This is a genomic window from Kribbella sp. NPDC051586, assembly GCF_044453965.1.
Lineage (GTDB): Bacteria > Actinomycetota > Actinomycetes > Propionibacteriales > Kribbellaceae > Kribbella.
In genome coordinates this window covers 849177-862404 of sequence record NZ_JBITDF010000003.1, presented here as the reverse complement: position 1 = coordinate 862404, position 13228 = coordinate 849177, and the positions used below count along the sequence as shown (strand labels likewise).

The window sequence follows — 13228 nt, the reverse complement described above, 5'->3', positions numbered from 1 at the left end:
GCGCACTACCCGGCGTACCGGCTGATGAGATAGGCAACGATCCGATCGTGCAGGATGTCGGCCAGGGCCGTCTCCACCTGACGGCCGCGCTGGCTCGCGATGTGCTGACTGATGCCGGCGAGCTGGTCGCGGATCGTCGACGCCGGGGCGCCGGCGACCACCGAGGCCTCCAGTGCGGCCGCCTGATTTCGAAGGCTCGGCGCGGCGCCGAGGATGATCTTGCCCTCGGCAACTCCCTGCTGGATCACCTGCCCGAGCAAGGTCGCGTCCGTCGCGGCGAAGCCGGACCGACTCAGCGAGATCGTCACCGGTCCGCCGACGAGACGACCCTGCCAGGAGTCGCTGTAGCCACCGCCCCCTGCGAAGCTGTCGCGAGCGCCGTCGCCGGTGACGGTGAGCGGCACCCAGTCGTGGACATGAATGGTGCGGCCCTCGATGTGATCCACCCGCATCGCCCAGCCGGATCCGTCGCCGCGGGTGATCCGGGCCCAGGTGCCGTCGTACGCGTGGTTCTGAGGAAGATCGGTATCGGCGGTGATCGTGTTCGGGTTGCTGGTGACGGGGCCGGGAGCGCCGTCGTACGCGCTCGTCGTCGCCGCGACTCCGGCTGTCAGGTCCTCGTGGCCGTTGAGCGCGTAGCCGGGCGCGTGCACCGAACCCTTGGACCATGCATAGGCCCAGCTGATAGCCCCGGTCGCCTTGTCCACCCTGGCGACGGCGACATGTCCGCTGAAGGTCACGCCCTGGACCGTGCGTGGCAGATCGTCGTTGCTCAGGTAGACCAGGTCGGTGAAGGATCCGCCGTCGACCACTGCGGTTGTGGACTCGGGGTTGCCGTCCGGAGCCGGCAGCCATTTCACGCCGTGCACGAGGGCTTGCTGCGACGTACGCCGGCTCTCGTACACGGCGCCGTACAGCGTGGTCTGTGACGGATCGACCGCGCGCAGGCGCTGGAAATGCTCGTTCGGGTAGTCGTTCGCCTTGTTGGCGTCCTGCAGCGTCCGCCGGTTGGTGGGAAGCTTCGAGAAGATGAGCTGATCACCCGGCTGGCCGTTGATGTAGGTCTGCAGCGAGGTGCCGCTGGTGGCGCCGGTCCAGGTGAAGTTCATGTCGTGGCTGCCGTCGGCCGTCCGCGGGTCGGTCATCTGCGCCCGGTACGCCGGGCGGCCGGCGGTGAGCCCCAGGTCGGCGACGGTCCCGCTGTGGGCTGTCAGTGGGATGCTGGTGGTGAGTGTGTCGTCCTCCTGCTCGGAGGCGCGGAGGAAGTTCTGGTGCGCCTGGCCGCCGCGAAGGGTGGAGAGATCCACGGCGTACGAGCGGTTGCCCGCGAGTTGCACCAGCATGACGATGCGGCGCTTGACCGCGACGCCGTTTCCGGCCGGGCCAGGCGACGTCGCTTCGACGAACTCGACCTTGCCGCCGCTGGTCGTCCCCGGGTCGTAGCCGAGGATCGCGGCACGCGTGGGCTCGCCGGCCTGCTCGGTGTAGTTGGCGTGGTCGGCGTCCCAGATCCACGGCACATTGTTGCTCACCGCATCGATCTGCAGCCCGCGTACGTTCGACGGACTGTGGGTGTAGCCGACCGTCGGCAGGGTCTCGATACCGCTCCCCCACAACATGATGCCGAGGTCACCCGAGTGCTGGTGCCCACCACCGTACGGCGGTCCGGCGGCGATCTGCGGCGCGTTCAGGCGGATCTGGGTCGCATCGGCCGTATCGCCTTGGGTGAGGGCGAAATGGCCGTAGTCATAGAGCTCGGTGTTGTGCAGGTTCTTCGCCAGGATCGGGCTTGCCGCCGTGTACGGCGCCAGGTTGTCCGGTCCCATCCACGTGTCGTTGAGTGGAACCGGCTGGTCGTTCGGCAGATACATCGCCGCGTCGACCTTGTCGGCCTGAGCGATCGCCGGGTACCTCAGGGCACCGAGGTCCGCATGGTTCAAGCTCAGCCCGTACTTCGTATCCGTGTAACCCGCGGGATCGCACCAGTTCTCCTTCAGCATCGTGAAGGCCTTCTTGGCCAGGCCGGTGACCTGGTCCTGGTACGAAACCGTCCCTTCCTTCCACAGGCCGCTCGCGTAGAACGAGGCTCCGGTGAACACGCGGTCCATCGGCGGAACGAAAAGGCGGATCATCTCCGGATCGTTGAGCACGCTGGCCGTGCCCATTACGTGCGCGAAACCGTACGGCGGGATGTTGCCGGAGTCCTGGCTGTAGAAGTTGTAGAGGTCGATCACCGCTTGGCGGAACCAGCCTTCGACCTCGGCCCGCAGGTCGACGCCGGACTGTTCGCCGAGCAGCGTCCATTCACTGGAATGGAACAACAAGTCATAGGAGTAGACGGCGTCGATCGGAATGGTGTTCATCGGCCCGAAGAATCCGCCTTGGGCGTCGAGTTGCAGATACGGCACCGACGGATACGTCTCGGCGAACTCGCGCAGGATGAGAATCGCCGCGTGCGCGTACTTTTCGTCGCCGGTCTTCGCGTAGCGATCGGCGAGCCGGCGGATGTTCTGCTCCATGACGGGGTGGTTCGACAGATGTGTCCGGGAGAGCGCGGCAGTGTGGGCGGCGGTGGAGAGGTCGCTGTCGGAGAGTGCGAGCAGCGGTGCCACCGCTTGCTGCTTCTGGTCCTCGCTCTGGCCGGCGACCGAACTCCACTGGTTGCCGCCGAACATGTTCTCCGGGTTCTTCACCGGGTGCGCGACCTCGGCACTGGAGTGGTGGCCGAGGACGGCGGTCGTCAGGCCGGCCTCGATCGTCGCGGGCGCGAACCAGACGGTGCCGGTTCCGGACAGGTACAGCTCGACCCGCAACGCATCCGTTCCCGGTGGCGTCCGTACCGCGATCGAGTCAGCCATGAAGAGGGAATTGCCGGTGTGCTTGACCGTGCTGTACGTCGTTGTCGCGTCGGCCGGTTGACCGCCGGCCAGCGGCGTCACGATCAGCTGCGCGTTGGTCCCACTTCCGGCCCCCTTGGTCTGAAGCGTCGTCCGCGCCACGTAGTCGGTACCGGCCTGAACCGGAAAGTCCTTCCACAGCGAGCCTTGGACACCAGTCGGCGCCTGGATGCGCAGCGTCGGAGCACCATCCGTTGTGACGGCGGTGTCCTTGGCGAAGGCCGGAACCGCGGCGGCATACGTGCGCTCCTGCCAGCCGTCGATGCTCTGGCCGAGGTCACGGGTCGAGTCGTGCGTGCCGGTCACGTTGTCGAGGTACATCGTGCCGGTCGTCCCGCTCACACCGGCCTGGATGAACCGGACGCTCGCCGTCTGCACCCACGTCGAGCCGGCCGGCGCGAGCGAGTGCTCGTTGGCGATCTGGACGCCGTCGATCCAGGCGTCGAAGGTGCCACTCGCGTTCCGCACGACCGCCTTGACGTCGTACCAACGACCGGCGGTGTAGGTGGTCGCGGTGTTCGTGCCGGCGATCGCCACGATGCCGGTCTTGCCGAACGTCACCAGGTTCGGGTACAGCGTCGTACCGGCTGTGGTCTGACCGCTCAACTCGTAGACGTGCCGGGTGTGGGTGGTGTCGCCCAGGTACACCTTCGCGTCGAGCGTGAGCACGCCGTTCCACGTCCCGTAGCGGTAGTACATCTCTGTCGCGGACGTGCTGGACGTGAGCTTGAGCCCTTGCCCAGCGCCATCCGGGTTGGGCGCGATGCCGATGGCGTCCGGCGCCGTGACGCTGGTGCCGAAGCCGCCCAGCGAGCCGTCGTCGAAGGTCACGTGGAACACACTGGTGGCCGCGTCAGCCGATCCGTGGCCGACAGCCACGAGTCCCAGCAACGCCACGACGCAGGCGGTGACCGCGGAAACAAGTCGACGCTTCATTCCTTACCAACTTCCTGCTCGCGCCCGTGAGGTGGCGTTCACACCTGCTGAACGGCACTCAAACCTCCCGCGAAGTAAGGAATCAAGGAGTAATCGAGGTGTAGCCATGAAACAGAGAGTCATCCCCAATTCCTGTCTTGTGGCCGATTACGCCCGACTGTTTACTGACGCGCACCCCCGCCCCCGACAGAGAGGTCTCGCCATGAGGTTCGATCCTGCTCGTCGTTCCCTACTGGCAATCACCACGCTCTGCGCGGCCGTGCTGACCCCGGCACAGCACTCCGCCGCAGCGCAGACTTGTCCCGATCCCTCGACCTCGACCGCCCCGGCCGGGTATCTGAGCGTCCGGGACTACGGCGCCGCGGGCAACGGCGTCTCGGACGACACCGCGGCCATCGAATGCACGATCACCGCCGCGGTCGCCCAAGCCGTGAACGTGTGGTTCCCGAGCGGGCGTTACGAGGTCAGCGCGAGCATCGCGTTGCCTGCCGGCCGCACGATCGCCGGTCAGGCCGACAGCACCGACCCCGCGATCATCCAGGCGACCACTGCCGGTTTGGCGTTCGGCGATGCGGCGTACAACTCGGTTGCTGGCAGCAACCTCACGGTGCAGGATCTCTTCTTCGACAGCATCGGACTCGAACTGCACGGTCCCTGGCAGTCGCTTGTCCTTCGGCGCAACGGTTTCAGCGACTCGCGGGGCTTCCTGAACTGGGCAAGCAACGGCTCCACAGAGCTGAGCCTGCTGGACGTCAAGTCCGCGACTGTCTCCGATTCGATCTTCCTGCACGGTGCGGAGACGACCGACGCCGTACCGATCCACCTGTACGTGAACTCGAACGTCACCGTGGCCCGCAACGTCGTGGGCCTCGATCTGAGCCAACTCGGATGGCTGTCCTCCTGGCCCGGATACGCGAGCTGGACCCACGGTTCGGTGACGGCGACCGGCAAGCTCGGGCGGCTGCGTACGACACTTGCTCTCGGCGCCGATCAGGGACAGTTCCGGACGGGGCTGTACGCGGAGAGCCAGACGAACGTCACCGTCGACTCCAACATCCTGGCCGGAAGCGCAGCCACCCAAGGGACGAGGGACCACGTGGCCTACTTCTGGGGTCCCGGCAGCGGGTCCTACACCCGCAACTGGGCCAAGGGCTGGGCGGCGGACGCGTCCGGAGGGGTGAAGGTCCGTAACGGCAGCAGCATCAAGGTCGCCGCGAACAGGCTGATCGGCACCGGGATCCTGCTGTACGTCTACGACAACTTCGTGCCGTACAGCCTCGATCACGTGACTGTCTGCAACAACGCGATCGACGTCATCGGCGGAACCGCTGCCAACGCCTACGAAGGCATCTTCTACTGGCAGACCACCACGCCGACATCCCTGTCGGACATCTCGATCTTCGGCAACCAGTTCACCGACCCCAGCCACACCGGCGCAGTGAGCCTGACCAACGGCAACGTGTCCGCCTTCGACGTGTTCGCCACCAACACCTACACCGACACCGGTGCAACCGTCCCACTGACCGGCAACGGCAACCCCACCATCGACCACGGCACCCCGGACTCGACCCACCTCGCCCAGTGCACCGGCCTCACCGTCCCGTCGTACCCCATCCCCTGACCTCAGCCACGGAGAGGCTGCCCCTCCGCCCCCCCGGTCCGGGTGCAACCAACTTTGCGCGTCGGAGCGTGTCTAACCCGGTATCGAGGATGGGAGGACAGATGAGCGATCGGGACGCCGCGTTCGAGGCGTACTTCGCGGCTCGTTCTGACGCCATGCGTGGCACGGCGTACCTGCTGTGTGGCGATTGGCATCGTGCGGAGGACCTGGTCCAGCAGACGTTCACGAAGATCTACCTGGCGTGGCGCCGGATCCAGCGGCACGAGGTGATGGACAGCTACACCAGGCAGACGCTCATACGAACGTTCCTGTCCGAGCGGCGCCGGGGGTGGTTCCGGTACGAGTCGGTCGAGCTGCCGGCGGCCGATCCGGCGGCGGCGTCGGCCGGCCCTGCCGAGGAACGGCTCGTGTTGCTTGAGGCGCTGGGGAAGGTTCCGCCGCGGCAACGCGCCGTCCTGGTCCTGCGGTACTGGGAGGACCAGTCCGTCGAGCAGACGGCCGCGCTGCTCGACTGCTCGACCGGAACTGTCAAGAGCCAGGCGGCGCGCGGGCTGGCCACGCTACGCGGTCTGCTGGAAGAGGAGAGGGTTCGATGAACGAAGAGGATCTCAACGAGGCATTCCACGACGTGATGGTGCGCAGCACTCCGCCGCCGTCGATGGATCCTGCGAGCGCGCTCGACCAGGCCCGCCGGACGCGCAAGCGGCGCACGGTGACGTGGGCCGCGGTTGCCGTCGTACCGCTGGTCGTCGGTGTCGGGGCCGGTCCCACACTGATCGCGAACTACACCGGACACCGGTCGGCCGGCCAGATGGTGGCCGGCGCCACGGGTACGACGCCTGTGCCTACGCCGCGATCGGTCTCCACAGTGACCCCGACGGCGGCGCCGACGACGCGGAAGTCCAATGACCCTTGGCCGGACGGTCAGGTGGACCGTACGGCGACCACGGGCCCGCGCGCCGCCCGGGCAGTGGCGCTGATGGACGACCTGGGCTCTTCGCTACCGCCGGGGTACAGCACACCGGACCTGAAGTACCCGGACGGTCGCCGGATGAGCTACCCGCAGGCCCAGTATGCGTCCAACGACGGCGAGCAGGACTACTGGGAGTACATGGCCGTCATCCCGGTGCAGAAAGACGACCGGGTGGGCCAACTGTTCGTGCAGTCCACCACGCCCGACGGCAAGCCGGCCACGGACCTGTGCAAGTTGGCGCGAGGATTCGGGGGCGGGACCGGTACCTGCGCCGTCGTCGATGCCGGCGGCAAGAAGGTCGCTGTGCTGACCACCAAGGGTGACGCCAGGTACGACCAGTGGGCTGCCTACCGCTACGACGACGGCACAGTCGTCTACCTCGCCCAGACCAAGGAGAGCGACAACCCGTCCCGCTCACCGCTGAGCCAACCGGTCTTCACCTCCCAACAGCTGGCCGACATGGTGTTGTCGCCGAAGTTCAAGATCAGCGCCTGACCAGTCCCGGGCTTGCTGCGTCAGGCATTCTGCTCGTCACGCCACGAGATCCAGCGACGAATGGTGTCGAGGTCGTAGTCGGGTCCGCTGGTACTGATGGTGAAGAGACTGACGCCCAGCTCACGCAACGCCGGACCGGTCTCCCGGGGGTCGCCGCCGACGTGGACGGAGACCTCGATCGCGGCCGGGTCGCGGCCGATCTCGGCGCAGTAGCGTCGGAGCAGGCCGAGCTTGCGGACCAGGTCGTCACCCTCGGCGAACGTGTTCCAGATATCAGCGTGCTGGGCGACGATCCGGAGCATCTTCTGCTCACCGCCGCCGGCGATCAGAATCGGCATCGGGCCCAGCGGCGGTGGGTTCAATGCGCCCAGCCGCTTCTCGATGCGCGGCAGCGCCGCGGCCAGATCAGCGACCCGACGGCCGGCCGAAGGAAATTCGTAGCCGTACTCGAGGAACTCACGTTCCTTGAAACCGGCGCCGATGCCGAGCACGACCCGGCCACCGCTGATGTGGTCGACGGTCCTGGCCATGTCTGCCAGCAGATCGGGATTGCGATAGGTGTTACAGCTGACAAGGACGCCGAGACCGATGCGGGAGGTCTGCTCGGCCCAGGCTGCGAGGATCGTCCAGCCCTCGAAGTGCGAGCCGTCAGCCACCTTGCCCAGTGGAAAGAAGTGGTCCCAGGTAAAGAGGATGTCCGCGCCCAACTCCTCAACTGCGGCGGCGGCACGCCGGATGTCGGCGTACGCCGCCGCTCTCTGCGGGGCGACCTGGGCACCGATACGAACAGGTTTCACAAGCGTTTCTCCAATCGGAACCAACTGATCGAGATTGCCGAAGAATGCAGGCACAGCACAGCCTGCTCGGAGCGACAGCCGGTGCAGCCTGGAATCAGATCACAGGCAGACCGATAGACACCAGAAGGTATCTGCTTTACAATGACGAAGTCCTAGTGCCGGAATGAGCCCACACGGCACTTCACCAACCTATCACGAGATTGTGAAGAGCGCAAGTACGCCTCCCCCGACCCCGACCCCGACCCCGACCGTCGTCCGGTCGGGAACCTGACGGCCATCATCTCCATCGAGCAGAGGACAGAATTTGTGAAAGTTGTCGATCTACCAAGCCAGGTGGCGCGGACCGATCGATTCCAGAAAGGGGCCCAGAGCAATCATTCGGTCAGCTGCGGCGGCCGGTACGTCACCTACCTGCGCGACGGATCGCTCTGGGCGTACGACGTCGCGCTGGAGCACGAGCGCCACGTCGGTGCGGCCTCGTCGTACGACGCCGGCCGCGGTACGACGGCGGTGCTGTTGCGGAAGAAGGAGCTGGTCGTCGCGGACATCGTTGCCGGGTGCATCGATCGCCCGCCGGTCGCGAACGTCGAGGCCGCGCGGGTGGATCCCAGCGGGCACACCGTGGCATTCGTCCGGGACCGGGCCTTGTGGCTGATCGGCGCGGACGGCCGTGGCGAGCGGCTGCTCGCTGCGGCGGACGGCGCGAATGTCAGGTGGGGCCTGTCCGAACCCATCACCGGGAGGTCGATGGGACGCACCGACGGCCTGTGGTGGTCACCGGACGGGACCCGGTTGCTGGCGGCCCGCGTCGACGACAGCCAGGTCGAAACGCGCTATCTCACCGACCTCGCCGACCCGACGGCCCCGCCGACGGCGACGCGCTACCCCGCCGTTGGGACCCCGACCGCCGACGTACGGCTGTATCTCCTGACGCTGGACGGGGACCGGCTCGAGGTGCGGTGGGACCGAGACCGGTTCGAGTACCTCGTTCGCGTCCTGTGGTCGCACGAGCAGCCGCTGATCACCATCCAGACAAGGGATCAACGATGCGTGCAGATCCTTGCCGTCGATCCCGACTCGGGTGAGACGTCGCTCGTCCGAGAGGTGACCGATCCCGACTTCGTCGGCGTACCGGCACGGACGCCTGAGCAGATGGCGGACGGCCGACTGGTCTGGATCGAGCGCGACCAGACCTGCGACACGTACCGCTTGATCGTCGGCGACGAGGCCGTCTCCCCACCGGGCCTGCAGGTCGCCGAGCTCCGCAGCATCAGCGCCGGCACCGTCACGTTTCTCGGCCAGACCGACCCGACCGAGACACACCTCTATGTCTGGGACGGCGACATACGACGTCTCACGACCGAGCCGGGCGTCCACACCGGACTCGTCGTCGACGGCACAACGGTGATCGACTCGCGGACCCTCACCGGACACACCGTCACGGTCAACGGGCAGCCACTGAAATCCACCGAAGAAGAGCCGGCCCTCGTGCCTCGGGTCTCCCTTGTCCGCACGGGATCGAGGGATCTGCGGACCGCGGTCTTCCGGCCTTCATGGCACGAGCCAGGATCGTCCAGGCTTCCGGTGCTCCTCACGCCGTACTCGGGTCCGGGCCTGCAGCTGGCGCAGAAGTACCTGGCCCCGGCCAACGTGATCTCGCAGTGGTTCGCCGAGCACGGCTTCATCGTGTTGTCGACCGACGGTCGCGGTACGCCGGGACGCGGGCCGGCCTTCGATCGCGCGACCGTCGGCGACATCCTCGCGCCGGTGATCGAAGACCAGGTCGACGCGCTGCACGCGATTGCCGCGCAGGCCGGCGACCTCGACCTCGATCGGGTCGCCATCCGCGGGTGGAGCTACGGCGGCTATCTCGCGATCGGCGCGCTGTTGCACCGTCCCGACATCTTCCACGCGGCGATCGGTGGCGCTGCCGTCGCCGATCAGCGCTGGTACGACGCCTATTGGAAGGAGCGGTTCTTGGGCCATCCCGCAGAGCACCCGGACGCCTACCGGCGGACCTCCCTACTCCCCTACGCCGACAAGCTGCGCCGACCGCTGATGATGATTCACGGCCTCGCCGACACCAATGTCTGGGCGGCACACTCGATCCGCCTGTCGGGCGCATTCAACGCTCTTGGCAAGCCTCACGAACTCGTGCTGCTCCCCGGTGAGGGCCACCGTCCCAGCAACACCCGGACGATCGAAGCCCTGCTCCACCGCGAACTCGCCTTTCTCCACAAGACTTTCCGGCCGAGCATCGACATCGCTACCTCGGGGGCAGGACAGTGAACAAACCATATGTGATGGACTTCGAAGAGGCCGACGAGTTCCAGGTGTCTGCCGTCGGAGGCAAGGGCGCGAACCTGGGCCAGTTGTCCCGGATCGAAGGCGTGCGGGTGCCGCCGGGCTTCTGCGTGACGACGAACGCGTTCCGGCGGATCATGGCGGAAGCACCGTCGATCGACGAACAGCTCGATCAACTCTCACGCCTGGCTCCGGACGACCGGGAGGCCATCTCCGCTCTCAGCGCGGAGATTCGCCGCTCGCTCGAGGAGGTCGCCGTCCCCGAGGATCTCGCCGCGCCGATGGTCGACGCGGTCAGGCGGCTCGGCGAGGATGCCGCCTACGCCGTGCGGTCCAGCGCAACAGCAGAGGACCTGCCGACAGCCTCCTTCGCGGGCCAGCAGGACACCTATCTCAACGTCGTCGGCCCGGAGGCGATCCTCAAGCACATCAGCCGATGCTGGGCATCGCTGTTCACCGAGCGGGCCGTGACGTACCGGATGCGGAACGGCTTCGACCACCGCAAGGTCGAGTTGGCCGTAGTCGTACAGCAGATGGTCCTGGCTCAGGCCGCCGGCATCCTGTTCACGGCCGATCCCGTCAGTGGCAACCGGAAGGTCGCCGCCGTGGATGCCGGCTTCGGCCTCGGCGAGGCATTGGTCTCCGGCCTGGTGAACCCGGACGTGTTCAAGGTGCGTGATGGTCAGGTCGTCGCCAGGTCGATCGCCGCCAAAGAACTCGCTGTCCACGCCCTGCCGACCGGCGGGACACAGACCTTGGCGATCGCTCCGGAGCAACAGGAAACGCCCGCCCTCACCGATGCTCAGGTCCTGCGGCTGGTGCACCTCGGGCGACGGATCGAAGCACACTTCGGCCGTCCACAGGACATCGAGTGGTGCTTCGTCGACGACGACTTCCAGATCGTTCAAAGCCGGCCGATCACGACCCTGTTTCCCGTCCCCGAGAGCGGCGACGAGAGCAACCACGTCTACCTCTCCGTCGGACACCAGCAGATGATGACCGACGCGATGAAACCCATGGGCATCTCTGTGTGGCAGCTGACGACCATGGCACCCATGAAGGTTGCCGGCGGGAGGCTGTTCGTCGACGCCACGTCACGGCTGGCCGCGCCGGCGGGTCGCGCCGCCTTCCTGGATCTGATCGGCAGAGGCGATCCGCTGATCCGAGACGCGCTGCAGACCCTGCTCGACCGAGGAGACTTCATCCCGACCCTCCCCGACGAAGGACAGAGCGCACCGGCCGCGGGCGCCACGCCCACACCGATCGAGACCGATCCGGCCATCGTCACCGGGCTCATCGAGCGCAGCCAGGCGTCCCTCGCCGCCCTACGCCGCGACATCGCGGCCTTGACCGGCTCCGCGCTGTTCGACTTCCTCCTCGAGGCCTTCCAGGAACACAAGCGCATCCTCACCGACCCGCTGAGCTTCCAGGCGATCATGGCCGGAATGGAAGCCACCTGGTGGCTCAACGACCACATGCAGGAATGGCTGGACGAGAAGAACGCGGCCGACACCCTGACCTTGTCCGCGCCGAACAACGTCACCTCGGAAATGGGACTGGCGCTGCTCGACGTCGCCGACGTGATCCGCCCGCATGCCGAGCTTGTCGAGTTCCTGCAGGGCGTCGACGATGATGGCTACCTGGACGAGTTGCCGAAGTTCCCGGGCGGGACAGACGCGCGCGATGCCATCAACGCGTACCTCGCCCGCTACGGCATGCGCTGTTCGGGAGAGATCGACATCACGAGGCCGCGGTGGAGTGAGCGCCCCACCACTCTGCTGCCTTTGATCCTCGACAACGTCAAGCTCTTCGGGCCCGGCGCCGCCGGGCAGCGCTTCGAGCAAGGGATGCACAGGGCACAGCAGAAGGAGGAAGAGCTGCTGGCCCGCCTCCGGGCTCTGCCAGGCGGGGAACAGAAGGCCGACGAGACCAAGCAGATGATCGACCGGGTCCGCGTCTTCATCGGATACCGCGAATACCCGAAGTACAACATCATCAGCCGGTACTTCGTCTACAAGCAAGCGCTGCTCGAAGAGGCCGATCGTCTCGTACGAGCGAACGTACTGCCCGAGAAGGAAGACATCTTCTACCTGACGTTCGGGGAGCTGCACGACCTCACGCGCACCCACAAGCTCGACCACCAACTCCTCCAGGAACGCAAGGAGTCGTTCCGGACCCACCAGCTCCTCACACCACCTCGCGTACTCACGTCGGACGGCGAGACCATCGCCGGCGAGTACCGCCGCGACGATCTGCCGGACGGTGCGCTGGTCGGTCTGCCGGTCTCCGCGGGGACCATCGAAGGCAGAGCCCGCGTCATCCTCGACATCTCGAAGGCCAACCTCGAGGCCGGCGACATCCTGGTCACGTCACACACCGACCCCAGCTGGTCGCCGCTGTTCGTCGCGATCGCGGGACTGGTGACCGAGGTCGGCGGCCTGATGACTCACGGCGCGGTGATCGCGCGGGAGTACGGCTTACCCGCGGTCGTCGGGGTGGCAGACGCGACCCGACTGATCGAGGACGGCCGGCGGATCCGCGTCCACGGAACCGACGGCTACGTCGAACTCCTCGACGATGAGCAGCGAACGGCAGGCTAGGCGGGCTCGCTGGTCGGACGTAGCAGGCGGGTGAGGAACTCGTCGACGGCTGCCTCGGCAGTGGCCTGGGCAGCCGGTACGTCCTCGGCCAGGGCGATGACGAGTGCCAGTTCGTTGCCGGCCGCAAGCAAGATGTGCGCGAACGACTCGACCAGGTGCGCCGGCACGCGGCCGGTGTCGGCGGCCTGCTGGAGGACGGTCTTGAGCATGCCGAGGCCGTACTGCGCTTCGAGGTCACGCCAGCGCCGCCAACCCAGTACGGTCGGCGCGTCGATCAGCAGGATCCGGCGTACGACGGGTTCGCTGGCGAGGCGGATCCAGGCCAGCTCGGCCGCTTTGATCAGGTCGTGCGGTTCGGTCGCTCCGCTGGCGGTGACGGCCGCGAGCGCGGATTCACCGACCTGCGCGTGGACAGACTCCACCACTGCCTCGAACAGGCGGTCCTTGCCCGGGAAGTGGTGGTAGAGCGATCCGCGGCTCATCCCGGTCCGCTCCAGGACGGCCTCGATCGACGTGCCCTCGTAGCCACGGTCGGCGAACAGCTCGGTAGCCACCTCGATCAGGTGCCGTCGGGTGGCCTGCCCCTTGTTGATCCGTCGATCCAC

General features: G+C 66.8%; 8 protein-coding genes. 5 read left to right on the top strand and 3 right to left on the bottom strand.

The annotated features are described in order from the left end of the window. Positions 1–5: 5 nt before the first annotated feature. On the bottom strand, positions 6–3833 hold the full coding sequence (locus ACIA58_RS22845) for a hypothetical protein (protein WP_396405765.1): 3828 nt from the start codon (positions 3831–3833) through the stop codon (positions 6–8). A gap of 202 nt (positions 3834–4035) precedes the next feature. On the opposite strand from ACIA58_RS22845, the gene ACIA58_RS22840 reads away from it, so the two are divergent. The 3 genes from ACIA58_RS22840 to ACIA58_RS22830 all read left to right on the top strand — a co-directional run bounded on the left by ACIA58_RS22840 (position 4036) and on the right by ACIA58_RS22830 (position 6922). Beyond that, positions 4036–5454, top strand: a complete 1419-nt coding sequence (locus ACIA58_RS22840; protein WP_396405764.1) for a glycosyl hydrolase family 28-related protein — start codon at positions 4036–4038, stop codon at positions 5452–5454. Between the two features lie 101 nt (positions 5455–5555). Continuing rightward, the gene (locus ACIA58_RS22835; RefSeq protein ID WP_396405763.1) at positions 5556–6050 is read left to right on the top strand and encodes a SigE family RNA polymerase sigma factor; all 495 of its coding nucleotides are present in this window, start codon (positions 5556–5558) and stop codon (positions 6048–6050) included. Further along, positions 6047–6922, top strand: coding sequence for a hypothetical protein (locus tag ACIA58_RS22830; RefSeq protein WP_396405762.1), 876 nt, complete (start codon positions 6047–6049; stop codon positions 6920–6922). Before ACIA58_RS22835 ends, ACIA58_RS22830 begins: the two co-directional genes overlap by 4 nt. Positions 6923–6942: 20 nt before the next feature. Here the strand turns inward: ACIA58_RS22830 and ACIA58_RS22825 are convergent, their stop codons facing one another. Next, entirely contained in the window at positions 6943–7719 is a 777-nt protein-coding gene (locus ACIA58_RS22825; RefSeq protein ID WP_396405761.1) for an LLM class F420-dependent oxidoreductase, read from the bottom strand. A 306-nt stretch (positions 7720–8025) separates the two neighbouring features. On the opposite strand from ACIA58_RS22825, the gene ACIA58_RS22820 reads away from it, so the two are divergent. Further along, positions 8026–10008: a prolyl oligopeptidase family serine peptidase gene (locus ACIA58_RS22820; protein ID WP_396405760.1), complete on the top strand. Its 1983-nt coding sequence runs from the start codon at positions 8026–8028 to the stop codon at positions 10006–10008. Positions 10009–10022: 14 nt separating this feature from the next. Next, positions 10023–12623 carry a rifamycin-inactivating phosphotransferase gene (gene rph, locus ACIA58_RS22815; protein WP_396405759.1) on the top strand — a complete coding sequence of 867 codons (2601 nt, stop codon included), beginning with the start codon at positions 10023–10025 and terminating at the stop codon, positions 12621–12623. On the opposite strand, the gene ACIA58_RS22810 is transcribed toward rph, so the two are convergent. Then, entirely contained in the window at positions 12620–13228 is a 609-nt protein-coding gene (locus ACIA58_RS22810; protein WP_396405758.1) for a TetR family transcriptional regulator, read from the bottom strand. The two genes, rph and ACIA58_RS22810, sit on opposite strands and share 4 nt — an antisense overlap.